Source organism: Paraburkholderia oxyphila NBRC 105797 (genome assembly GCF_000685075.1).
Classification (GTDB): Bacteria; Pseudomonadota; Gammaproteobacteria; order Burkholderiales; family Burkholderiaceae; genus Paraburkholderia; species Paraburkholderia oxyphila.
The window spans coordinates 43,512-66,538 of record NZ_BAYD01000054.1 but is presented as its reverse complement, the minus strand read 5'-3'; the positions used below and the strand labels follow the sequence as shown (position 1 = coordinate 66,538).

The following is a 23,027-nucleotide window of genomic DNA, read 5'->3' as shown; positions in this document are numbered from 1 at the left end:
AACCCGTCGGACTGCTGAGCGAATACGCAAGAATCCAGGCGGACAAATACGATGGAGTCCTACGAATGTGCGAGAGTGATTCCATATGAATACGTTGGAGTTCCACGAATACGCGTATATCCCAATGGTTTTGGTTATGCCCCACGGCGCGCGCAGCGCCGCCGGATGGATGAGCCCTTAGTCACTCTGCTATACGTCCAGTGGTGACAGACGCCCCGGAGCCGCTCCGCTATAAGTCGAGTGGTGAACTGCGTCACACTGGCGGTTTGAGCGGCTTTCTTTTGCCTACTTTTCTTTGCCGCGGCAAAGAAAAGTAGGTGCCGCCCCGCACAGGGGCAACGCTTGCGGCCCGCCGCGAAAACAAGTTAAGGCCAAAACAACAACCCGCGCCAAAAGGCGCGCCCAAGCCCGAGCAAAGCCGCGCTCACCGAGCGGCATCCCCAAGCCGATAAGCGGCGCTCGCTTCATCCAGCCGCGCCTTCAGCGCAGGATCGATCTCAAGATCGGCGGCCGCGATCGACGCATCGAGCTGCTCCGGCTTGCTCGCACCAATGAGCGCAGAAGTCACGAGCGGGTTAGCCAGCACCCACGCGATCGACGCGGTAGTAAGCGACTGCCCGGCATCCCCAACGATGCCCCGCAGCGTCTCGATGGTCTCGAACTCACGCGCGTGCCAGTAGCGATCGTGATACATCTTCCCGGCAACGCCCACGCTCTGCGTAAAGCGCCCTTCAGCGGGTGCGCTGTCCTCGCGGTACTTGCCGGTCAAGAGCCCACCCGCGAGCGGGTTATACGGAATCACCGCAAGCCCCTCTTCACCCGCGAGCGGCAGCAGTTCGCGCTCGATCTGCCGAAACAGCAGGTTGTAACGCGGCTGCACCGATACAAAGCGCGCCACGCGCAACACATCCGCACGCCCAAGCGCACGTGCGAGCCGATAAGCAAGGAAGTTCGACACGCCGATATAGCGCGCCTTGCCCGCACGCACGATCGTATCGAGCGCCTCGAGCGTTTCATCGAGCGGCGTGTTCTGGTCGTCGGAGTGCAGTTGATAGAGATCGACATAGTCGGTGCCCAGGCGCCGCAGCGAAGCGTCGATGGCATCGAGCAGATGCTTGCGCGACGCGCCCTGATCCCACGGCGACGGCCCGACCTTGCCCACGGCCTTGGTCGCCACGATGAAGCGCTCGCGCCGCCCCTTGAGCCAGCGCCCGACAATCTCCTCGGTGCGCCCGGCGTGCGTTTCGCCGCCGCCGAGCGGATAGACGTCGGCGGTGTCGATGAAGTTGGTGCCGGCGTCGGCGGCCTTGTCGAGAATGAGACGGGACACGTCCTCTTCGGTCTGCAAGCCGAAGGTCATGGTGCCGAGACACAGACGCGAAACAGTCAGGCCAGTATGGCCAAAACGGCGGTATTGCATCGAATGCTCCTCTTTCTGGCGGTGCGTTGCGTTGCGCTCAGCGCGCCTGAGAGGCGCGCAATGCTGCGAAGCATAGCGCGCTCGCGCCAAACCTGCCGGGCGCGGCAGCCGCACCTTACGACAATGAAATGCGGGTATTCGATGAGGATCGCGCAAGGCGCCGCGCGACCGTCACCGCGCGGTAATGGTGCTGAAGGGCCGATCACGCGAATAAGCGGGCTCTGCAGGCTCTAATCGCGCCGTTGTCCGCTCGCCCCGTGTCGTAAGCTCGTAGTGTCCTTTATTTCGCCCGCCCCACCGTGACCTCGACGACCACCGACGCGCCCATCCACCCCGACCGCCAGCAGGAGGCGAGCGCGCTCAGCGCGCAAGGCCGCTTCGCCGAGGCGTTCGCCGTGCTCGCGCCGCTCGTCGGCGCACACGCACGCGCGGACGACGCAGCCCTCGCCGATTCGCTCCATCTGGCCGCGCTCTGCGCGCTGGGCGCGGGCAAGACCGATGCGGCGCAGGCACTCTGGCAGCGCTGCATCGATGCGAAGCCCGGGTTCCTGGACGCCTGGCACGGCCTCGCGGCGATGCTCACGGCGCTCGGCCAGTGGGCCGCCGCCGAGACGCTCTGGCGGCGCCTGCTCGCCGCGGACCCCGCGCACGCGGACGCGCACAGCAATCTCGGCATCGTCCTGCATCGCCTCGGGCGCGCGCAGGAAGCCGAACTCGCGTATCGCATGGCGCTCGCGCGACAGCCCGGGCACGTGGATGCCCAGTACAACCTCGGCATCGTCCTGCACGAGGCGGGCCGCCGCGACGAAGCCGAAACGGCCTACCGCGCGGCGCTCGCGGCCAACCCGCACTATGCTCGCGCGCACAACAATCTCGGCACCCTGCTGCGCGAGCTCGGACGCTTCGACGAAGCCGAAGAGGCCTGGCGCCAGGCGCTGCTCGCCGAGCCGCAATACCCCGAGGCGCTGAACAACTACGGCGCGCTGCTCAAGTCGCTCGGCAGACTGATGGAAGCGGAGCTGGCGTGCCGTCTCGCGATCAAAATCCGGCCGGACTACGTCGAAGCGCTCAACAACCTGGGCTGCGTGCTCACGGATCTGAAGCGCCAGCCCGAAGCCGAGCTGTTCTACCGGCAAGCACTGGCGCTGCGCCCCGACCACGTCGATGCGCACTACAACCTGGGCGTCACGCTGCAGCAGCTCGAACGCTACCCCGAAGCCGAAGCGGCCTACCGCACGGCCCTGCGGCTCGCCCCCGCGCGCGCGGAAGCGCTCAACAATCTCGGCTGCATGCTGGGCATGCTGGGCCGCCTGCCCGAAGCGCTCGAGACGCTGCGCGCGGCGCTCGCCCTCAAGGCCGATATCGCGCAGGCCCATTTCAACCTGGGCGGCGTATTGAAGGAGCTGGGCGCGCTCGACGAAGCCGAGGCCGCGTACCGCCGCGCGATCGCGCTCTCGCCCGATTACGGCGATGCCGTGTTTCGCCTCGCCACGCTGCTCATCACGATGGGCCACTATGAGGAAGGCTGGCGACTCTATGAGCGGCGCTACGAGAACACGGGCTTCGTGCATTTCGCTTCGCGCAAGATGCTGAACTGCGCACATTGGCAAGGCGAGCCGCTCGCCGGGAAGTCGCTGTTGCTCTGGCAGGAAGACGGCCTCGGCGACATGCTGCAGTTCGCCAGGTACGCACGCCTCATCAAAGCGCAAGGCGCGGCGCATGTTGCGTTCGGCTGCGTCGATGCCCTGCATCGCGTGCTCGCGGACGTCGAAGGCATCGACGCCGTCTACACCCACGCCGAAGCCACCGCGCGCGCCGCTCAGTTCGATTACTGGGCGAGCCCGCTAAGCATGCCGCTGCGCCTCGCCACGACCATCGACACGACGCCGCCGCCAACCCGCTTCACGCTCGACCCGGCGCTCGCGCGCAAGTGGGCCGCGCGGCTCGACACGCTGGGCGACGGCCCGCGCATCGGGCTCGTGTGGAAGGGCAATCCGAAGCACCACAACGATCAGCATCGCTCGGTTCCCTCGCTCGCGGCGCTCGCGCCGCTCTGGAGCGTGCCGGGATTGAAGTTTGTGAGCCTGCAAAAAGGCGCGGGAGAAGACGAAGCGCAAGCAGCGCAGCGCGCGGGCGCCGACGCGCAGCAACCGATCCTGCACCTGGGCACCGAGATTGGCGATTTCGTGGACACGGCGGCCATCGTCGCGCAGCTCGATCTGCTGATCTGCGTGGACACCTCGACGGCCCATCTGGCCGCCTCGCTCGGCACGCCCTGCTGGGTGATGCTGCCGGGCCGCGATGTGGACTGGCGCTGGCTCCACGTGCGCGAGGATTCGCCGTGGTATCCGCAAACGGTGCGGCTCTTTCGGCAGGCAGTCGACGAAACGTGGAGCGCGCCGATCGAGCGCGTACGGCAGGCGTGTATGGAGCGGTTCAGCCGGTAAGGCACGGCGCGCGCGAAAAGCGCGGGCACGCCAGAGCCGGATTCAGTCCCACATATTGCGGAATGCCACGGCGGCGATCACCGGCACGCAAAGCACGAGCGGGATCGCAAAGTAAGGCATCTCGCGATCGACAACCCAGCTGCGGATCAGCCAGCCCACGCCGAGCGCGAGCGTGAGTATCCCCACGAGCGCAGTCAGGGTATTGAGCAGCCAGGTGGGCGGCGGCTTGCGCTTTTTCTTCTCTTCCGTGGGAGACGGTTTCATTGGGGCGTTGAGAGTCGCGTTGAACGCTTGAGCATCCCGACGGGACGCCGATCAGACAATTTTACTCTCGATGCCCGGCGGCAAGCAGATGGGGACAGGTTCTGGCCCGCTACGCGCAATAGGCTTTTTGTGGCGCCAGAAAAGAAAAAGCCCGCCTGATTGGGCGGGCTGAATCCATATCAGGAGGAGACATGGAGGAGACGAGTTGATTCTAGGGTTTTCCCTAGGCAATTGCAAGCGTTTTTTGTGGGGCCATATTCATTCGTTGAAATTCGGGCTGTTTGCGTCCTTTTCTTACTATCGAATTACGTTTTTTATCTAATGTTTACTAACTTTTCATTGATAAAAGCGCTATCGCTTTGAATGATGAATGCCGGCGCAAACAAAACACGCTGCGCTCGCTTTACCTCGCAGGTAATCGATTCAGCTCCCTTCCCGCCCTATCCTCGTTACCGGTTCACACCCATTCCCATGTGCCCGCGAGGATAACCATGACCACCTACGCCATCGCCCATCTGCATCAAACCGATCTTTGCGCCGACATCGTCGAATATCTGGAGAAGATCGACGGCACGCTCGCGCCGTTCGGCGGCCGCTTCATCATCCATGGCGGCCCCGTGGAACGGCTCGAAGGAAAGTTCAGGGGCAACCTGATCGTCATCGAATTCGACGACCACGAGCGCGCACGCGCGTGGTATGACTCGCCGGCCTATCAAACCATCCTGCCACTGCGCACGCGGCACGCGAGCGGCGATGTATTCTTGATCGACAAAGTCGCGCAGCCGCATCGCGCCACCGATGTGCTCAATGGCGTTCCCGTGCCTGCGGCCAGGACGGCGTGAGCCGGCGTTGCCACCACCTCGCGTACTTGTAGTGGGCAATGGAGGGCAAGCGCCCGCGTGACGGTCAGCCAAGCGTGCCGCGTTGTTGCTGGTCCTGCTCCTGCGACTCGAACAGGGCTTTGAAATTGCCCTCTCCAAAGCCATCTTCGCCGCGCCGTTCGATGATCTCGAAGAACACCGGCCCAATCTGCCGCTTCGTAAAGCGCTGTAGCAGCAGCTTGCGCGGCCCCTTGCCGTCGACCAGAAGACCGCTTTGCGCGAGGCGCTTGACGTGAAGACCATGTCCGGGGAGACGCGCATCCAGGCCGTCGTAGTATTGCTGCGACGGTGCAGTCATGAATTCAATGCCTGCGGCACTGAGCTTGCGTATCGTGTCCTCGATGTCGGACGTCAGCAGCGCGATATGCTGGATCCCCTCTCCGCCATAGTCGCGGATAAACTCGTCGTTCTGGTTGAGAACGCCGGGTTGGTCGTGCGCAGCGGCCGCTACCGGAATCGACACGCGGCCACAGGCGCTCACCATCGAGCGAGCCCGCATGCCGGACAGGTGGCCCTTGACCTCGAGATATTGCTTCTCCGCGAAGCCAAACGTATCGCGATAGAAGTTCGCCCACTTGTCCAGGTTCTCGGGATGGACGATGTTCGACGTATGGTCGACGGCCAGAATGCTGGCGTCGCCCTCCGGCGTATTGCGCGCTTCGACGGGCAGCGAAGAGTCCGCCATGAAATCGGTGTCGACGAAGTACACGAGGCTCGCGCCGATGCCCAGAATCGCCGGCGCGTCGACGACGAACTCGCCTTCGACATCGGCCAGGGCCGCAAGCGCGCCGCCGGCCAGTGCCTGCTCGTGGGCCAGCCTCGCGTTGTCGACGCGAATGCCGATTGCGCGCACCGACGGACCATGCTTTTGCTCGAACGCGTTCGGGTTCCCGTTGATGAGGAACACAGCTGCACCTTGCGTCATCAGCCACACACCGGTCTTCGATTTGCCACGGAGACGAAACCCAAGGTGTTCGAAGCGCTCGACGAGCTCCATCGGGCGTGATGAAACGAATTCGACAAAGGCGAATCCATCCGTTCTGACTTGCGTGCTCATTTTATTGAATAGCATTCCTGAATATATGAAGAGAAATCAGCCACGCGGCGCGGACTCGCTCAGGTGCGCGTCGCGGCGACGACCTTGATTTCGACGATGAGCTCGGGACGCGCAAGCGCAGCGATGCCGAGAATGGTCCACGCCGGAAAATCCGAACGGATATAGCGCTCCTTCACTTCGCGGAACACCGCGAGTTGAGAGCCGACATCGACGTGGTACGAAACCAGCTCGACGACATCCGTAAAGTCGAGCCCCAAATGCTCGAGCACAGCCTCGATGCGCCTGAACGCAACGTCGATTTGCTCCTTCGGGTCTTGCGGAATTGTCCCGTCGGCACGCAGACCGATTTGACCGGCGATGAAGACGAGCCCGTTTACCGTTACGGCGGGCGAATACTGGAACAGATCGAAAATGCGGTTGCTTCCGAAAGTGGCGTCGTCCTCGGGAAGACGCAGGCGCTCGATTTGGCTCATGGCAGTCCTTCAATCGTGGTGGGAAAGTGTCAATCCAGCGTGTCCCACTCTACGTGACCGACCAGACCGCCGTCTGTATAGCGAGTTACCAAATCAGCCGAAAAGTTTCGAAGGGTCCAGCACCCAGATACGCCGCTGACGCAATTCAATCGCACCGAGTGTCGTCAGCCGCTTCAGGGCGCGCGTGACCGTGACACGGGTTGCGCCAGTCATCGCGGCGATTTGCTCGTGAGTCAAGGGAATGGGTATGAGCGTACCGTCCTCGCGCTTTTCCCCGTACAACTCCGCCAGCCTGCCCAGTAACTCCCCGATTCGCATTTCTGGTTTCGGAAGCGCAAGGTATTGAATTCGCGAGGCGAGAATTCGCTGCTTGATCGCGACGATACGCATGAGAGAAATCGCAAGCTCAGGGTTTGACGGAATCGCTCCGGTGATCACCCTGATATCGAACTCGATGAGCTCCGATCGCTCCGCTGCGATGGCCGTCGCGATGCGAGGCAAACCATCCATGGCTGGGGACTCGCCGAACATCGCCCACGGCCCCATCATCTCGAGCATGAACTCGGTGCCGTCGCTCTGGAAAATCGAAACCTGGATGCGGCCCGACAGCAGGAAGTAGAACGTGAAGCCGAGCTCGCCCTGACGGTAGATCGTGGCGCCCTTCTCGACCTTGATCTTCCGGCCGAGATGAGCAGCACGTATCCACACGCCCGCTGTGGCATCGTCCATGTGCCAGGTTTCCGTGGTCGTCAAAGCGCTCTTGCTCAAACTTGTCCCCCTTCTTGTTCGCGCGTGATGCGCCCGATTTTCCCACGTCATAGAAAGCAATACGAAAGCATCGGGAAGATTGCTCCGAAACACTAGCACTCATTTCTGCTCCGGATTTCCGCGGCAGATCACATTCACGGAAAAAACGTTTGCAAAAGAATATTCATCGCGCGCAAACGTTTTCACTGCTTTCACAATTCTTTCTTCGATACTGGCGAAACTGTGCGCCGACCCATTCTCTCGCTCATCTCACGAGACCGGAAGCGCACATGCAAACACGCCCTTTCGCGCAGTCACTGGCCAGCACGACAGCCGTTGTGCTGGCAACCATCATGCTTGCTGCATGCGGGCCGGGCGGCAGCGCGTCGCCGCAAGCTGTTGTCGCCACAAACGCGCCAGAGCGTTCCGATGCCGCGGCGCAAGCGCTGGATGTAGCCACGCCACCGCCGCCTGCTACGGCCGCAACGGACAACGTGGCCAACGGCTTCGGCGCATCGGCCCTGAACGCCACCAGCGCTGCAAACGCCGCCGATTTCGCCAGCAGCCCGGTGGCCAGCGTGCAGGCAAGCCTCGCGGCCGATAGCGAACAAGTCGCCCCCGTCATGAGCTACGCGCCCGGCGACGACCCGCCGCCGTCGAGCACCGGCGACCATTCCAGCAGCACCGCAACGACGACCCAGTAAGCCACCCGGAGTGTGCCTACACCTGTGCGTATGCACGCTCACCCCATCGACAAGCAGAAAGGTGAACCACAATGACGTCAACCAGCCGTCGCCGTTTCTTGCAGACCGTTGCTTCCTCGGGCGCCGCCGCCGCGGCGATGACCGTATTGCCCGAATCGATCCGCAATGCGCTCGCGATTCCGGCGTTCTCGCGCACCGGCTCGATCCGCGATGTCGAGCACATCGTGGTGTTCATGCAGGAGAACCGCTCCTTCGACCACTACCTGGGCCACCTGCGCGGCGTGCGCGGCTATAACGACCGCCTGCCGATTCCGCTGCCCGGCGGCCAGCCGGTCTGGTATCAGCCGTCGAAGGAGGACGCGACGAAGCCCGTGCTGCCATTCCACCTCGACACGCAGACCACGAGCGCGCAATGCGTGGGCGACCTCGATCACTCGTGGTACCCCACCCACTACGCGATCAACAACGGCGCGTACAACCAGTGGCCGCAGTACAAGACCGACATGACGATGGGCTACTACCTGCGCGCGGACATTCCGTTCCACTACGCGCTGGCCGATGCGTTCACCGTCTGTGACAACTACTTCTGCTCGCTGCCGGGGCCCACGCACCCGAACCGCTCGTACCTCATGACGGGGATGGTCGACCCCACCGGCACGATGGGCGGCCCGCTGCTCGACAACAACGACTACGTGGACGGCGACGTGCCGCCCACCTACCAGCTGCTCTCGTGGACGACCTACCCCGAGCGCCTGCAGGCCGCCGGCGTCTCCTGGCAGATCTACCAGCAGGGCACGAACGGCAGCGACCCGATAAACGGCAACTACGGCACCAACATCCTGCAGAACTTCGCCAACTTCATCAACGCGCAGCCGGGCTCGGCGCTGTATCAACGCGCGCAGACCGTGCGCACGATCGCCGACCTCAAGAACGACGTGCTCGCGAACCAGCTGCCGCAAGTCTCGTGGCTGCTGCCGCCGGCCGCGTTCTCCGAGCATCCGAAATACACGCCCGCGTACGGCGCCGAATACACCTCGCAGATTCTCGATGCCCTTACTTCGAACCCCGAAGTATGGAGCAAGACCGTGCTCTTCATCATGTACGACGAGAACGACGGCTTCTTCGATCACGTGGTGCCGCCGCAGCCGGCCACCACGCCGTCGCAGGGCAAGTCGACCGTGAGCGTGGACGGCGAGATCCATAACGTCGTGAATCCGGGGCGCGGCGGCAAGTACACCGCCGACGGCCTGCCCTACGGCCTCGGGCCGCGCGTGCCGATGACGATCGTCTCGCCCTGGAGCAAGGGTGGCTTCGTCTGCTCGCAGGTGTTCGACCATACCTCGGTGATCCGCTTCATCGAGGCGCGCTTCGGCGTGCACGAGCCGAACATCACGGCGTGGCGCCGCGCGGTGTGCGGCGACCTCACGACGGCGTTCGACTTCCGCACGCCCGACGCGAGCATGCCGACGCTGCCGGACACGAGCAACTACATGACGCTCGCGAACAACCAGTGCTCCGCGAACCCCGCGCCGACCGTGCCGGCCACGCCGGGCCCGATCGACCCGCAGGAGCCGGGCGTGCGCTACGCGCGTGCCTTGCCGTACGAATTGCATGTGAACGCCCGCGTCGACACGACGAAGAATGCCCTCTCGATCACGTTCGCGAACAAGGGCCGCCAGGGCGCACACTTCTACGTGTACGGCACGAACCGCAGCGACGGCCCGTGGCGCTATACCGTGGAAGCGGGCAAGTCGCTCGACGACACGTGGGACCTGAGCGTGACCAACGGCGTCTATGCGTTCGAGGTGTACGGCCCGAACGGCTTCGTGCGCCGCTTCTCGGGCACCGTCGGTGCAACTGCGGCTACCGCAGCGGCCGCCCAGCAAGGCCACACGGGCAAAGGCGGCACACCGCAGCCCGAAGTCGCGGCGCATTACGACGTGGCGAACGGCAACCTGTTCCTGAAGTTCACGAACACGGGCGGCGGCATCGCGCGCCTCACGGTGACGGACAACGCCTATGGCGCGCGCGAGCGCCTGCTGGTGGTGCCGGCCGGCGCGCACATCGAGGAGCCCTGGGTGCTGGCCGCGAGCCACCACTGGTACGACCTCACGGTCACGAGCCGCGACGACACCACCTTCGCGCGCCGCTACGCGGGCCACGTCGAGAACGGCAAGCCGAGCATCAGCGATCCGGCCGCGGTCGCGCCCGTCACGCAACTGAGCTGACGCGCCGCGGCAACGCCAGAATCGGCCCTGAATACAGGGGCTAAATACGGGGCTAACCGTCAGGGCCTTCGATCTCCTCGAAGGCCCTGCGCATTTGGCGCGCCAGCAGAACCTGCGAAGCGGTGGCAGAATAGAAGGCTTTCCGGCATTTTCCCGGCCACGGCGCCCCACGCGTTGCCGCGCGCGGCGCCCGCTTCCCCACCGTTGCACCGTTGAAGAGGATCGTCCCATCATGAGTTCCAGCGTGAAGCCCTATCCGGATACCCAGATTTACGTCGACGGCGCGTGGCGCGCCGGCGCGAAGACGATTGCCGTGGTCGACCCCGCCACCGAGGCGGAGATCGGACGCCTGAGCCTCGCCAGCGAGCAGGACCTCTCGGACGCCGCCGAGGCCGCCGCGCGCGCCTTCAGCGCATGGCGCAAGGTCTCGCCGCTCGAGCGCAGCAAGCTGATGCGCCGCGCCGCCGACCTGCTGCGCGAGCGCGCCGGCGAGATCGCCGCGATCATGACGCGCGAGCAAGGCAAGCCGCTTGCCGAAGCGAAGGGCGAAACGCTCGCGGGCGCCGACGTCATCGACTGGTTCGCCGAAGAAGGCCGCCGCACCTATGGCCGCGTGGTGCCCTCGCGCACGGACGCTGTCCGCCAGATCGTCACGCGCGAGCCGGTGGGCCCGGTCGCCTGCTTCACGCCCTGGAACTTCCCCCTCAATCAGGCCGTACGCAAGGTGTCCGCCGCACTCGCGTCGGGCTGCACCGTCGTGCTCAAGGGACCGGAAGAAACGCCCGCGAGCTGCGCGGCGCTCGTGCAGGTGTTCGTCGACGCAGGGCTGCCCCAGGGCGCGCTCAATCTCGTGTTCGGCGTGCCTTCGGAAGTGTCGTCGTATCTGATCGCGCACCCGGCCATCCGCAAGATCTCGTTCACGGGCTCGACGCCGGTGGGCAAGCTGCTTGCCTCGAAGGCCGGCGAGCACATGAAGCGCGCGACGATGGAGCTCGGCGGCCATGCGCCCGCCATCGTGTTCGCCGACGCGGATATCCCGCGCGCCGCGAAGCTGCTCGCCGGCGCCAAGTTCCGCAACGCGGGCCAGGTGTGCATTTCGCCCACGCGCTTCATGATCGAAGACGCCGCCTACGACGAGTTCCTCGAGCACTTCGTGGCGGCCACCAAGGCGATCAAGGTGGGCAACGGCCTGACCGAAGGCGTGCAGATGGGGCCGCTCGCGAACGACCGCCGACTCGCCGCGATGGAGCGCCTCGTGGCCGACGCGCGCGAGCACGGCGCGAAGGTCCTGACCGGTGGCGAGCGCGTGGGCCGCGAAGGCTACTTCTTCGCCCCCACGGTGCTGACCGACGTGCCGCTCTCCGCGCGCATCATGAACGAAGAGCCGTTCGGCCCGCTCGCGCCCGTAGCGCGCTTCTCGCGCTATGAAGACGCGGTGGCCGAAGCGAACCGCCTGCCCTACGGCCTCGCCGCGTATGCCTATACGCGCTCGAGCGCGACTTCGGCGGCGCTCTCGGAAGACATCGAAACGGGCATGCTGTCCATCAACCACCACGGCCTCGCCCTGCCCGAAGTGCCGTTCGGCGGCGTGAAGGATTCGGGCTACGGCTCCGAAGGCGGCACCGAGGCGATGGAAGCGTATCTCGTGACGAAGTTCGTCACCGAGCATCGTTGATTGGAAAACGCGCCGCGCGTGGGGGTTCCGCGTGCGGCGCGTGAGTTGCAAGTGTTACGTCTCCGGATAGCCGCGCGGATATCGCGGCAATCCATCAGCCAGTCGAATCCACTCAAGCTGCTGCGACGTCCACGTGTGGTGCTCGGGCGGCGCCTCGTCCGGGTTATCGAGCGTGCCGGTAGCCACATCGACCTCATCCGCAAACGCCGCGTTGCGATAAATGAGCGGCGTACCGCAATCGGAGCAAAAACTGCGCTCCACCTGCGCGCTCGACGCATACGTCTTTGGTGCGCCCGCAACGAATCTGAACGCCGCACGAGCGACACTCATCCAGCCGACCAAAGGCGCGCCCGACGCGCGGCGGCAATCCGCACAATGGCACACCGTATTGCCGATTGCTTCGCCCGAGATTTCATAGCGGATCTTTCCGCATAAGCAGCCGCCAGTCAGCATCGCGCCCTCCCAATTCCGCTTCCATTTTCTTTCAACAGCCTTACGTCCATTCCATCCTGCGCACGCAAATTCGAATGGAATAGATCGCCTGCTCGTCCTGTTGACATCCACAACGGCCTCAAAGCCCTTCTACAGGACCGATCATGCCTCATCGCGCACTGATATGCCCACCTCGCCCGCGTGAACGCGTGGCGCATTCCATTGCTTTTCCCTGGCCGCACGAACGCATGCAATTGGGAGGCGAGCCATGACCCGCACCGCGATCTGCGTGCCGTGCCGGCTCGCGGCCATTGCGGTGGCGACAGCCTGCGCCGGCGCCGCCTTTGCGTGGACCGCCGGCTGGATTACGCCGACGCGCGTGAATGCCCCGCACATCGTGAACACTTTCGAATCGAACTATGGCGTGCACCCCGGCTACCGGCGCAATCATGCCAAGGGGCTTTGCGTCGAAGGCACGTTCGAGAGCAACGGCAATGGTGCGCGCGTATCGCGTGCCGCCGTGTTCGCGCCGGGCGACACGCCCGTTATCGGGCGCTTCGCGATTCCGGGGAGCAATCCGTCCGCGCCCGACGCCAGCACGCCCGTGCGCAGCATGGCGTTGCTGTTTCAGTTGAAAGACGGAGAGCAATGGCGCACCGGCATGAACTCCACGCCCGTGTTCGTCGTTCGCACCCCGAATCAGTTCTACCGGCAGCTCGTGGCGTCGAAACCCGACCCCGCAACCGGCAAGCCCGATCCCGCCAAGCTCGACGCGTTCTTCCGCGCCAATCCGGAAACCTTGCCGTTCCGTCAATGGATCAAGGCACACCCGCCTGCGTCCAGTTTCGCGAACACGGCCTTCTATGGCATCAATGCGTTCATAGCCACCGACGCGGACGGCAACACACGCGCCGTCCGCTGGCAGGTAGTGCCGCAGACGCCGTTCGAGCCCGAAACCTCTGCCCAGAAAGCCGCCCCGAATTTCCTCGCCGACGATCTCGACGCGCGGCTCGCTCAAGGCCCGTTGCGCTGGCACCTCGTGCTGACGGTGGCCGCACCCGGCGACCCCACCAACGATGCCACGCTGCAATGGCCGGACGGACGCGAGCAGATCGACGCGGGCACGCTCGTGCTGCGCCGGGCGACGCCGCAACGCGAAGGCGCATGCCGCGACGTCAACTACGATCCCACCATCCTGCCCGACGGCCTGAAACCCTCCGACGATCCGCTGCTCGCTGCACGCTCGGCCGCCTATTCGGTCTCGTTCAACCGGCGCACGCATGAAGAAGCCGCGCGCTCACAGGAAAATGCGCAACCATGAAGACCCCTCGCTCGCATTTCAGTGCCCTTTCCCGGCTCCTGCACTGGTCCATGGCAGTCCTGATCGTCACCATGCTATTTGTCGGGGTGGGCATGGTCTCGACCGTTTCGCGGCTGCACAACACCTTGCTCGCGCTGCATCGTCCGCTTGGCATCGCGCTGCTCGCGCTCGTGGTCGTGCGCCTCGCCGTACGCCTCCTGTACGGCGCACCGAAACTGCCCACCGACATGCCGGCCTTGCCGCGCCTGGCGGCACACGGCTCGCACCTCGTGCTCTATCTGCTCATGATCGCCATGCCGCTGATCGGCTGGTCGATGCTCTCGGCTGGTGGCTACCCCATCGTGCTGGCCGGCGGCGTGCACCTGCCGCCCATTGCGCCGCACAGCGTCGTGCTGTACGCATGGCTGCGCGCGGCGCATACGTGGCTGGCGATGGCGCTGTACGCGACGATCCTGCTGCACGTCGCGGCGGCGCTCTTTCACGCGCTCATTCGCCGCGACGGTGTATTCGCCAGCATGGCGCGCGGCGCCAACTCATGACGACATGCCTCACGCACGAGCGCGAACAGGGATTTGACCAAGATGACGTCGCGCCACCGCGCTCAACTTGCGGTGCTGCGCCAGCCGAGCCCCAGGCTTTTCTGAAGCGAAACAAAGTCCTTCAGCAACTGGGCCTGCCCCGAAATCACGTCTTGCTGCGCGAGGAATTCGGCGCGCTGCGTATCGAGCAGGTCGACGAGGCTCGACGCGCCGGCGCGATAGCGTTGACGCATCAACGTAGCCGAACGCTGCGCGGAATCCTGCACCTTTTGCAGCGTCACCAGATGCTCGCGCTGGTAGCCATAGCGTGAGAGCGCGCCGTTCGCATCTTGCAGCGCAGCGAGCACCGCCTTTTCGTAGCGCGCCTCTGCTTCGTCGCGCGCGGCCTCGGCGCCGTGCACTGCGCCGAGCGTACGGCCGAAGTCGAATACGTTCCACTGCAGATACGGCACACCCACCCAGCTGAAATTGTTCTTGCGCAGCAGGTGCCCCGGGTCCGCTGCCGTGAAGCCCAGATCGCCGAACAGCGTGAGCTTGGGCAGAAAGTCGGCCACATGCTCGCCGATTTGCGCGTTGCTCGACGCGAGCCGGCGCTCGGCCGCGCGAATGTCGGGCCGCTGCGCGAGCATCGTCGCGGGGTCGCTCACCGGCACCGATGCAGGCAGCGCGGGGAGCGCGCGCGGCGCGGCCAGTTCGGCATCGAGCGCACCGGGCGCCTTGCCGGTCAGCACGGCAAGCTGGTCGAGCGACATCTCCACCTGCGACGCGAGCGGCGCGAGTGTCGAGCGCGTGGTCTCGACCTGGGTCGTCAGCCGCTCGACATCCACCTCGGCCGCCGTGCCGCCGGCGCGACGCTGCTCGGTCAGCGTCAGCATCTGTTGCTGCAGGTCGGCGTTGCGTTGGGCAATCGCGAGGCGCTGCTGTTCATCGCGCAGATCGATATAGGCCTGGGCCACTTCGGCCGCGAGCGAGACTTGCGCATCGGCGAGATCGGCCTGAACGGCATCGGCTTCATCGCTCGCCGCCTCGACCGCCCGGCGCGTGCCGCCGAACAGATCGATCTCCCACGATGCATCAAAGCCCGCCGTGTAGAACTGCAGCGGGCCGCGCCCCGACCCGGAGCTGGCCGGCTGCTGCGAGAACGCGCTGAGATTGGGCTCGCGCATGCGCGGCGCGGCGGCGCTGGCCGAGACCTTGGGCATCTCGGCCGCCTGTTGCTGCTGCAATTGCGCGCGCGACTCGCGCAGCCGCGCCTGAGCCGCCCGCAGATCGGGATTGTGGGCAAAAGCCGCGGCAACCAGCGCATTGAGCTGCGGGTCGTCGAACGCCAGCCACCATTCGCTGGGCGCGCGCTCGGGCGTCACGCCTTGCGCCGGCGTGCGAACGAAGGTGGCGGCGCTGGCCGCCTCCGGCGCGACCGCCGGTGCGCCGCGATAGTCGGGGCCCACTGTGCAGGCCGCGAGCGCACAGGCGGCAGCCAGCACGGTGAGCGGCGCGATTGCGGATCGGGAAGAGCGAATTGCGGTCATGAGTCAGGAGTGAAAGCGTCAGTGACCGGCGGACGGCGTCTGTGCGCCGGGCTGCGGTTTCTTGAGCAGGAGTGCAAGCGGCACGCATGCCGCCAGCGCGATGCCGAGCACCCAGAATGTTTCGGAGAACGTGATAACCATCGATTGCTGCTGGATTTGCGCCGCGATCTGGCCCAGCGAGCGCATCTGCGAGTACGCCATGTCGCCCGTCTGCGCAAACCAGTTCGCCGCGCCCGCCGCCACGCGTTCCTGCCCGATCAGCGAGTTGGCGCTGAGCGACTCGCGCAGCACCGCCGTGTGGAAGGTCTCGCGGCGGTCGATGAGCGTGCCGATGATCGCGAGCCCCACCGAGCCGCCCAGATTGCGCGCCATGTTGTAGAGCCCTGCCGCGTCGCCGGAATCTTCGCGCGCGACTGCTGCCATCGAAGCCTGATTGAGCGGCATCATCGCCAGCATCTGGGCCGCGCCGCGCACGAGTTGCGACCAGACGAAATCATGGCCCACGCTCTGTGCGGTGAGCGAAATATCGAGCATGCAGCTCAATGTGAACAACAGCAGCCCGCTCACCACCAGCACGCGAAAGTCCACCTGACCGAGCAGGCGCGGCAGCACCGGCATCATGATGAATGCGGGCAGGCCCGACAGCAGCATGATCGCACCCGACTGCTCCGCGTTATAGCCCGCGACGAGGCTCAGGAACTGCGGCAGCAAATAGGAAATGCCATAGAGCCCTGCCCCCACCGCGAACACGATAATAATCACACTCGCATAGCGCGGATTGCGCATGAGCGAGAGGCGCAGAATCGGCTTTTTTGCCGTGAGCTGCGAAAGCGCGATCAGCGCCATGCCCGCGAGCGTCACCCACGTGAGCGCGACGATCATGTCCGACTCGAACCAGCGCTCGCGCTGCCCTTCTTCGAGCACCACGGTGAGCGAGCTCAGACCGACGGCCAGGCCGACGATGCCAAGCCAGTCGGCCTTGAAAAAGGCCTCCCAATGCGGACGATCGGGCTTGAGGCCAACGAGCAGCAGCGTGATGAGCGCAAGACACACCGGCAGGTTGATGAAGAAGCACCAGCTCCAGCTGATGTTCTCCGCGAGCCAGCCGCCCACGACCGGGCCGAGCAGCGGGCCGAGCAGCACGATGAGGCCGAACACCGTCATGCCGATCGGCAACTGCGAGAGCGGCAGGCGCGTGCGGATGATGGTCTGCCCCGTGGGAATCATCGCCCCGCCCGTGAAGCCCTGGCCGATGCGCCCCGCGATCATCAGGCCAAGCGAGTTCGACCAGCCGCACATCATCGAAAAGCCAATGAACAGCGCGGAATTGGCGAGCAGAAAATTTCGCAGTCCGAAGACCCGTGTGAGCCATGCCGCAAGCGGAATCATCACGATCTCGGACATCAGATAGCCCGTGGAGATCCATGTGCCCTCGGTGCCGGTCGCGCCGATCTCGCCCTGAATCTGCGGCAGCGCCGAGTTCGTGATCGAGATGTCGAGCGTCGCCATCAGCGCACCCAGCGCGCCCGCCGCCACGGCAACCCAGTCGGCTGCGCTCGCGCGCTCGCCGTGCGGATGCGCTCCGCCCGCTTGTGCGTTGGCGTGTTCAGCCACGATGGTTCTCGGCGTCGATACGGCGATCGTCGTCGCGCGCGGAGCGCGTGTCCACGTCCACGGTCACCGACATACCCGGCAGCAGCACGCTGCGTGTTTCGGGACCGGTATCGAGGCGGATGCGGACCGGCACGCGCTGCACGATCTTCGTGAAGTTGCCGGTGGCGTTCTCGGGCGGCAGCAGCGCGAATTGCGCGCCCGTGCCCGGCGAGAAACTGTCCACCACGCCATGCAGCGTATGGCCCGGCAGCGCGTCCACATGCATCTCGACCGGTTGGCCCACACGCATGCGGCCGATCTGCGTTTCCTTGAAATTCGCCGTGAGGTAGGTCTTCTGCACGGGCACCACGGTGAGCATGCGCGTACCGGGCTGCACGTACTGGCCCACCCGCACCGTGCGGTCGCCCACGCGGCCCGCCAGCGCGCTCCTCACCACCGAGTTGTCCAGGTCGAGTTGCGACTGTGCCGCATTGGCGCGCGCCGCCTCGAGTTGGGCGCGAGCCTGCGCGAGTTGCGCGGTGAGCGCGGCAATCTGCGAGCGCGCCGCTTCCACTGCGGCCGTATCCGCGGCCAGCGTGGCCTGGGCCTGGTCACGCGTGCTCTTGAGTTCCGCGAGACGTTCGGCCGTTTCCGCGCCCGTCGCCGCGAGCGGCGCATAGCGCGCGACTTCGTCCTGCGCGTGGCGCAGGCTCACGCGCGCCACTTCCTGCTGCGCCTGGGTCTGGGCAATGTTGGCGTGCTGCTGCGCGATCTGCGCCTCGGCATGCTGGATGTCCGCGTTGCGTGCATCGACGGTCGCGTTGGACTGATCGAGCGCGACCTGGTATTGACGCGCGTCGAGCTTCACGAGCGGATCGCCAGCCTTGACCGCCTGGTTGTCGGCCACATAGACGTCGGTGACATAGCCGCTCACCTTCGGCGCGATCGTCACGCTGTCCGCCTGCAGATAGGCGTCGTCGGTGCTCTCGATGAAGCGCCCGACCAGCCACCAATGGCCGCCCCAAACCCCAGCGGCAACGAGCGCCGCGAGCCCGAGACCCACCAGCACGATGCGCTTCGCGCCGCGCGTTTTCCCGTATTGCTCAGGCGTGACGGCGTCGCTCGGCGCCTCGCGCTCAGCTGCGCCTGCAGTCGTAGACATGTTTGGCCAAATCCAGAATTGTTCCAGTTGGTAAAATTATTCCATCCGGAAAAATTGTGTCAAGTGATATATTTCTTGGAGCGAGGGCGCAAACCGGAAATTTATGAACGAACCGAAACGACTGCGCCGCCCCTCGGCGGGCGGCTATGCGCGCGGCGACGAAACGCGCCGCAAGATCATCGAAGCCGCCATCAGCCTGTTCGGGCAGCACGGCTTCGAGGGCGCCTCGACGCGGGACATCGCGGCGCGAGCCGGCGTCAACGCACCTGCGTTGCAGTACTACTTCGAGAACAAGGAAGGGCTCTACCGCGCCTGCGCCGAGTCGCTCGCCGACGCATCGTGGCAGGCCTTCGAGCCCGCCGTGCTGCGCGCGCGCGCAGCGCTCGAGCGCAACGCCGACACCGCCGCGCTCATCGACGCGTTCGTCGACATCCAGCGCATCGTGGCCGACCGCACCTTCGTGAAGCACTGCGAGCCGGACCAGCGCCTCTTCTTCGCACGCGAGCAAGGCGGCGGCGAGCCCGAGATTGGCACCGAAGTGCTGCGCGATCGCGTGCGCATGCCGCTGAACAAGGTGAACACGGCGCTGCTGGCCCGCATCACCGGCCTGAGCGCCGACGACCCGCTCACCATCGTGCGCATGTTCAGCCTTTACGGACAGTTTTTGCTCTTCTATGTCGCGCGCCAATCGACGCTCACGATGCTCGAGTGGAAAGATATCGACGCGGAAAAGGCCGAGTTCCTCAAGGCCAACATCGGCGAGCAAACCCGCGTGCTGCTCGAGCACTGGAGCCGCGAGCGCGACACGAAGCGGGACCGGCCGGCGCAGGGCGGCTGAATGCGCCCGAATGTGGCTGAATGTGGCTGAATATCAGCGCGATGGCGGCGCACGTTTCCGATCGTGGAACGCACCGGCGTTTTGAGCCGCTTCCGAAACTTCGGGCCGCGTCGCACACTTTTGCGCTCCAGCGTCGGCAACTGAGCCGTGCGGTCAGCCTGCGCACGTGCTAGTGTTAAAAATTCGTTCCTCGCGCAACCGGTGCCGCCATGTCCCCCACCACCGCCGTCCTCGGCATACTCGCCGCCGTCCTGCTGGGCGCCATGAGCCCCGGCCCCAGCTTCGTGATGGTCGCGCGTAACGCAATCGGCCTGTCGCGCCGCGATGGCGTCGCCACCGCATTCGGCATGGGCATCGGCGCGATCTGCTTCGCGGGCATTGCGCTCGCGGGCCTCTATACGCTGCTCTCCACCGTCGCATGGCTCTATGCCGGACTCAAGATCGCAGGCGGCCTCTATCTCCTCTACATTGCCTCGCGCATCTGGCGCGGCGCGGGTCACCCGGTGACGATGAGCAAGAGCGAGATGGACGGCGCGCGGCCGGGCAAGTCGTTCTGGACCGGCCTCACGACCCAGTTGAGCAATCCGAAGACGGCGGTTGCCTACGGCAGCATCTTCGTGGCCCTGCTCCCGCAGCATCCGCCGCTCTGGTGCTATTTCGCGCTGCCGCCGCTCGTGTTCGCGATCGAAACCGGCTGGTACACCGTGGTCGCGCTCTGCTTTTCGAGCCAGCGTCCGCGCGATCTCTATCTGCGCGCGAAGCGCTGGATCGACCGCATTGCAGCCGGAGCGATCACCGCACTCGGTTTGCGGCTGATTCTCAGCGCGGGGCACCGCGGGCTCTAAGCCGCGCAGCACGGTCCATCACCGAGGCAGAACCCGGCGGTGCAGGAGACACACATCATGTACAGACGAGTCCTCGTCCCGGTGGATGGCAGCGAAGCCGCATCGCTTGCATTGGATGCCGCGCTTGAACTCGCCGCGGAGATGGCGGCCGAGCTTCGGCCGTTCTATGTGATCGACGTGCCGGTGCTCGCGTTCGAGTCACCCGAGCTCGATCCCTCGATCATGCGCAATGCCTTCGCAGCCGAAGGGCGGGTTGCCTTGGCCCACGCCGAAGCGCAGATGAGAGCGCGCGGCGTAGCGGGTTCCACATGCCTCGCCGAGATCTCGGGTCCCGGCAAGGACATTGCGCACCCTATCCTGCTCGCCGCTGCCGACTGGCGCGCGGACCTCATCGTGATGGGAACGCACGGGCGGCGTGGCTTGCAAAGGCTGATACTCGGCAGCGTCGCAGAGCGGGTGCTGCGCGGCACCACGCTGCCTGTGTTGCTGGTGCCCGCCCGTGCGCGGGCGGAGCATTGAATTCACCCGTTTCTGCCGATGTGCGGCTCTCGGGCAAATGTTTGCAGACGAGTTTGTAGACGAAGCGAAAGTGAAGGCCATCGCGCCTTCATCAAGCCGAATAGCGCGATGGCCTCACAATCGAACGCGCGGCAACGTCAGGCGATGTCGAAGCGGTCGAGATTCATCACCTTGACCCACGCAGCCGCGAAGTCACGGACGAACTTCTCCGTGGCGTCGTTGCTGGCATAGACCTCGCTAAGTGCCCGCAGCACCGCATTCGAACCGAACACCAGATCCGCCCGGGTAGCCGTCCACTTCAGCTCGCCCGTCTTGCGGTCGCGTCCTTCGAACACGTCGCGCGCTTCCGAAACCGGCTTCCACTCCGTGCCCATGTCGAGCAGGTTGCGGAAGAAGTCGTTGGTCAGCGTCTGCGGGCGGTCCGTGAACACACCGTGTGTCGCCTTGCCGTCGTTGGCGCCGAGGACACGCAAGCCGCCGATCAGCACCGTCATTTCCGGTGCAGTCAGCGTCAGCAATTGCGCCTTGTCGACCAGCAGCGCTTCGGCCGGTACGCGGACCCCGTCCTTGACATAGTTGCGGAAGCCATCGGCGGGCGACTCGAGCATGGCAACGGATTGCACGTCGGTCTGCTCCTGCAATGCGTCCATGCGGCCAGGCGTGAACGGCACGTCAACTGCATGACCTGCGTTCTTTGCCGCCTGCTCGATGCCGGCGCTGCCGGCCAGCACGATCAGGTCCGCCAGCGAGATCTTCTTGCCGCCGGACTGCGCGGCGTTGAACTCGCCCTGGATGCCTTCGAGCACCTTCAGCACCTTCGCCAGTTGTTCGGGCTGGTTCACCTCCCAGTCCTTCATCGGAGCGAGGCGAATGCGTGCGCCGTTCGCGCCGCCGCGCTTGTCCGAGCCGCGGAAGCTGGACGCCGAGGCCCACGCGGTGGAGACCAGCTCCGCAATCGACAGACCCGACGCGAGGACTTTCTGCTTGAGCGCGGCAATGTCCTTGTCATCGACGAGCGGATGGTTCACCGCCGGAATCGGGTCTTGCCAGATCAGTTCCTCGGCAGGCACTTCCGGGCCGAGATAGCGTGCACGCGGACCCATGTCACGATGTGTGAGCTTGAACCACGCGCGGGCAAAGGCATCCGCGAACGCTTCGGGATCCGCCAGGAAGCGCCGCGAAATTTTCTCGTAGGCCGGATCGAAGCGCAGCGACAGGTCGGTCGTCAGCATCGTCGGCAACAGCTTCTTCGAAGCATCGAATGCGTGCGGGATCGTTGCTTCGGCATCCTTGGCAACCCACTGATGGGCGCCGGCCGGGCTCTTCGTCAGCTCCCATTCGTACCCGAACAGATTCTTGAAGAAGCCCATGCCCCATTGCGTCGGCGTGCTGGACCAGGTGACCTCGAGGCCGCTCGTGATCGCGTCCGCGCCCTTGCCGGTGCCAAAGCTGCTCTTCCAGCCGAGCCCCTGCTCTTCGAGCTGCGCCGCCTCGGGCGCCGCGCCCACGTTATCGGCCGGACCCGCGCCATGCGTCTTGCCGAAAGTATGGCCGCCGGCGATCAGCGCGACGGTTTCCTCGTCGTCCATGGCCATGCGCCCAAAGGTATCGCGGATATCGTGCGCCGCCGCGAGCGGGTCGGGGTTGCCGTCCGGGCCCTCCGGATTCACATAGATCAGGCCCATCTGCACGGCCGCAAGCGGATTCTCCAGATCGCGCTTGCCCGAGTAGCGGCTGTGGGGGTTGTCGCTCAACGCGAGCCACGTGGTCTCACTGCCCCAGTAGACGTCCTGGTCCGGCTCCCACGTGTCCTCGCGGCCGCCGGCGAAACCGAACGTTTTGAAACCCATGGTTTCGAGCGCGACATTGCCGGTCAGGATCAGCAGATCGGCCCAGGAAATATTCTGGCCGTATTTTTGCTTGATCGGCCAGAGCAGGCGGCGCGCCTTGTCGAGGCTGACGTTATCGGGCCAGCTGTTGAGCGGCGCGAAACGCTGCTGGCCGCGCCCGGCGCCACCGCGGCCGTCGCCGATGCGATAGGTGCCCGCGCTATGCCAGGCCATGCGGATGAACAGCCCGCCGTAGTGCCCGAAGTCCGCCGGCCACCAGTCCTGCGAGTCGGTCATGAGCGCCGCGAGGTCCTTCTTGACCGCGGCGAGATCGAGGCGCTTGAACGCCTCGGCATAGTCAAAGTTCTTGTCGAGCGGATTGGACTTGCTCGAGTGCTGGCTGAGCAGATCCAGCCGCAATTGATTCGGCCACCAGTCGCGGTTCGTCGTCCCGCCGCCGGCCGTATGGTCGAACGGACACTTCGCTTCATCTGACATTTTCGATCTCCTTCCAGCGTGTTCAC

The 23,027-nt window shown here is 65.1% G+C and carries 20 protein-coding genes; 10 read left to right on the top strand and 10 right to left on the bottom strand.

The window, feature by feature from the left end:
* Nucleotides 1-424: 424 nt before the first annotated feature.
* Nucleotides 425-1,420, bottom strand: a complete 996-nt coding sequence (locus tag BO1_RS28870) for an aldo/keto reductase (protein WP_028220530.1) — start codon at nucleotides 1,418-1,420, stop codon at nucleotides 425-427.
* 299 nt (nucleotides 1,421-1,719) lie between these two features.
* Between BO1_RS28870 and BO1_RS28865 the strand changes: the two genes are divergently transcribed.
* Nucleotides 1,720-3,867: a tetratricopeptide repeat protein gene (locus BO1_RS28865; RefSeq protein ID WP_028220529.1), complete on the top strand. Its 2,148-nt coding sequence runs from the start codon at nucleotides 1,720-1,722 to the stop codon at nucleotides 3,865-3,867.
* 42 nt (nucleotides 3,868-3,909) lie between these two features.
* Here BO1_RS28865 and BO1_RS28860 read toward each other — a convergent pair whose 3' ends face one another.
* Complete coding sequence (locus BO1_RS28860) at nucleotides 3,910-4,131, bottom strand: hypothetical protein (RefSeq protein WP_028220528.1); 222 nt, start codon at nucleotides 4,129-4,131, stop codon at nucleotides 3,910-3,912.
* Nucleotides 4,132-4,622: 491 nt separating this feature from the next.
* Here BO1_RS28860 and BO1_RS28855 point away from each other — a divergent pair, with 491 nt between their 5' ends.
* Nucleotides 4,623-4,973 carry a DUF1330 domain-containing protein gene (locus tag BO1_RS28855; RefSeq protein ID WP_028220527.1) on the top strand — a complete coding sequence of 117 codons (351 nt, stop codon included), beginning with the start codon at nucleotides 4,623-4,625 and terminating at the stop codon, nucleotides 4,971-4,973.
* A 64-nt stretch (nucleotides 4,974-5,037) separates the two neighbouring features.
* Here the strand turns inward: BO1_RS28855 and BO1_RS28850 are convergent, their stop codons facing one another.
* The 3 genes from BO1_RS28850 to BO1_RS28840 all read right to left on the bottom strand — a co-directional run bounded on the left by BO1_RS28850 (nucleotide 5,038) and on the right by BO1_RS28840 (nucleotide 7,271).
* Nucleotides 5,038-6,069 carry a 4-hydroxyphenylpyruvate dioxygenase family protein gene (locus BO1_RS28850; RefSeq protein ID WP_052409629.1) on the bottom strand — a complete coding sequence of 344 codons (1,032 nt, stop codon included), beginning with the start codon at nucleotides 6,067-6,069 and terminating at the stop codon, nucleotides 5,038-5,040.
* Between the two features lie 59 nt (nucleotides 6,070-6,128).
* Nucleotides 6,129-6,542, bottom strand: coding sequence for a RidA family protein (locus tag BO1_RS28845; protein ID WP_043286975.1), 414 nt, complete (start codon nucleotides 6,540-6,542; stop codon nucleotides 6,129-6,131).
* A gap of 93 nt (nucleotides 6,543-6,635) precedes the next feature.
* Nucleotides 6,636-7,271, bottom strand: a complete 636-nt coding sequence (locus BO1_RS28840; protein ID WP_028220524.1) for a Crp/Fnr family transcriptional regulator — start codon at nucleotides 7,269-7,271, stop codon at nucleotides 6,636-6,638.
* 308 nt (nucleotides 7,272-7,579) lie between these two features.
* Between BO1_RS28840 and BO1_RS59495 the strand changes: the two genes are divergently transcribed.
* The 3 genes from BO1_RS59495 (at nucleotide 7,580) to BO1_RS28825 (ending at nucleotide 11,896) form a co-directional block, all read left to right on the top strand.
* Nucleotides 7,580-7,993, top strand: coding sequence for a hypothetical protein (locus tag BO1_RS59495; RefSeq protein ID WP_043286973.1), 414 nt, complete (start codon nucleotides 7,580-7,582; stop codon nucleotides 7,991-7,993).
* Nucleotides 7,994-8,064: 71 nt separating this feature from the next.
* The gene (locus BO1_RS28830; RefSeq protein ID WP_028220523.1) at nucleotides 8,065-10,221 is read left to right on the top strand and encodes a phosphocholine-specific phospholipase C; all 2,157 of its coding nucleotides are present in this window, start codon (nucleotides 8,065-8,067) and stop codon (nucleotides 10,219-10,221) included.
* 232 nt (nucleotides 10,222-10,453) lie between these two features.
* On the top strand, nucleotides 10,454-11,896 hold the full coding sequence (locus tag BO1_RS28825) for an NAD-dependent succinate-semialdehyde dehydrogenase (RefSeq protein WP_028220522.1): 1,443 nt from the start codon (nucleotides 10,454-10,456) through the stop codon (nucleotides 11,894-11,896).
* Between the two features lie 54 nt (nucleotides 11,897-11,950).
* Here the strand turns inward: BO1_RS28825 and BO1_RS28820 are convergent, their stop codons facing one another.
* Complete coding sequence (locus tag BO1_RS28820; RefSeq protein WP_245643925.1) at nucleotides 11,951-12,460, bottom strand: GFA family protein; 510 nt, start codon at nucleotides 12,458-12,460, stop codon at nucleotides 11,951-11,953.
* A gap of 136 nt (nucleotides 12,461-12,596) precedes the next feature.
* Between BO1_RS28820 and BO1_RS28815 the strand changes: the two genes are divergently transcribed.
* Both BO1_RS28815 and BO1_RS28810 read left to right on the top strand, forming a co-directional pair.
* Nucleotides 12,597-13,649, top strand: coding sequence for a catalase family peroxidase (locus BO1_RS28815; protein ID WP_028220520.1), 1,053 nt, complete (start codon nucleotides 12,597-12,599; stop codon nucleotides 13,647-13,649).
* Complete coding sequence (locus tag BO1_RS28810; protein WP_028220519.1) at nucleotides 13,646-14,188, top strand: cytochrome b; 543 nt, start codon at nucleotides 13,646-13,648, stop codon at nucleotides 14,186-14,188. Before BO1_RS28815 ends, BO1_RS28810 begins: the two co-directional genes overlap by 4 nt.
* Before the next feature lie 62 nt (nucleotides 14,189-14,250).
* On the opposite strand, the gene BO1_RS28805 is transcribed toward BO1_RS28810, so the two are convergent.
* From BO1_RS28805 to BO1_RS28795, 3 genes are read right to left on the bottom strand one after another with little or no spacing between them, the layout of a single operon-like run.
* On the bottom strand, nucleotides 14,251-15,717 hold the full coding sequence (locus BO1_RS28805; RefSeq protein WP_043286969.1) for an efflux transporter outer membrane subunit: 1,467 nt from the start codon (nucleotides 15,715-15,717) through the stop codon (nucleotides 14,251-14,253).
* Nucleotides 15,718-15,735: 18 nt separating this feature from the next.
* Nucleotides 15,736-17,331, bottom strand: a complete 1,596-nt coding sequence (locus BO1_RS28800; RefSeq protein ID WP_028220517.1) for an MDR family MFS transporter — start codon at nucleotides 17,329-17,331, stop codon at nucleotides 15,736-15,738.
* Nucleotides 17,324-18,472, bottom strand: coding sequence for an HlyD family secretion protein (locus BO1_RS28795; RefSeq protein ID WP_028220516.1), 1,149 nt, complete (start codon nucleotides 18,470-18,472; stop codon nucleotides 17,324-17,326). The genes BO1_RS28800 and BO1_RS28795 overlap by 8 nt, the downstream gene beginning before the upstream one ends.
* Nucleotides 18,473-18,575: 103 nt before the next feature.
* Between BO1_RS28795 and BO1_RS53135 the strand changes: the two genes are divergently transcribed.
* From BO1_RS53135 to BO1_RS28780, 3 genes are all read left to right on the top strand, one after another.
* On the top strand, nucleotides 18,576-19,310 hold the full coding sequence (locus tag BO1_RS53135) for a CerR family C-terminal domain-containing protein (RefSeq protein ID WP_043286966.1): 735 nt from the start codon (nucleotides 18,576-18,578) through the stop codon (nucleotides 19,308-19,310).
* Between the two features lie 209 nt (nucleotides 19,311-19,519).
* Entirely contained in the window at nucleotides 19,520-20,155 is a 636-nt protein-coding gene (locus BO1_RS28785; RefSeq protein ID WP_028220515.1) for a LysE family translocator, read from the top strand.
* Nucleotides 20,156-20,212: 57 nt separating this feature from the next.
* Nucleotides 20,213-20,674, top strand: a complete 462-nt coding sequence (locus BO1_RS28780) for a universal stress protein (RefSeq protein ID WP_028220514.1) — start codon at nucleotides 20,213-20,215, stop codon at nucleotides 20,672-20,674.
* Between the two features lie 137 nt (nucleotides 20,675-20,811).
* Here BO1_RS28780 and katG read toward each other — a convergent pair whose 3' ends face one another.
* A complete protein-coding gene (gene katG, locus BO1_RS28775) occupies nucleotides 20,812-23,001 on the bottom strand; it encodes a catalase/peroxidase HPI (RefSeq protein ID WP_028220513.1) in 2,190 nt (729 codons plus the stop codon).
* Between the last annotated feature and the right edge of the window lie 26 nt (nucleotides 23,002-23,027).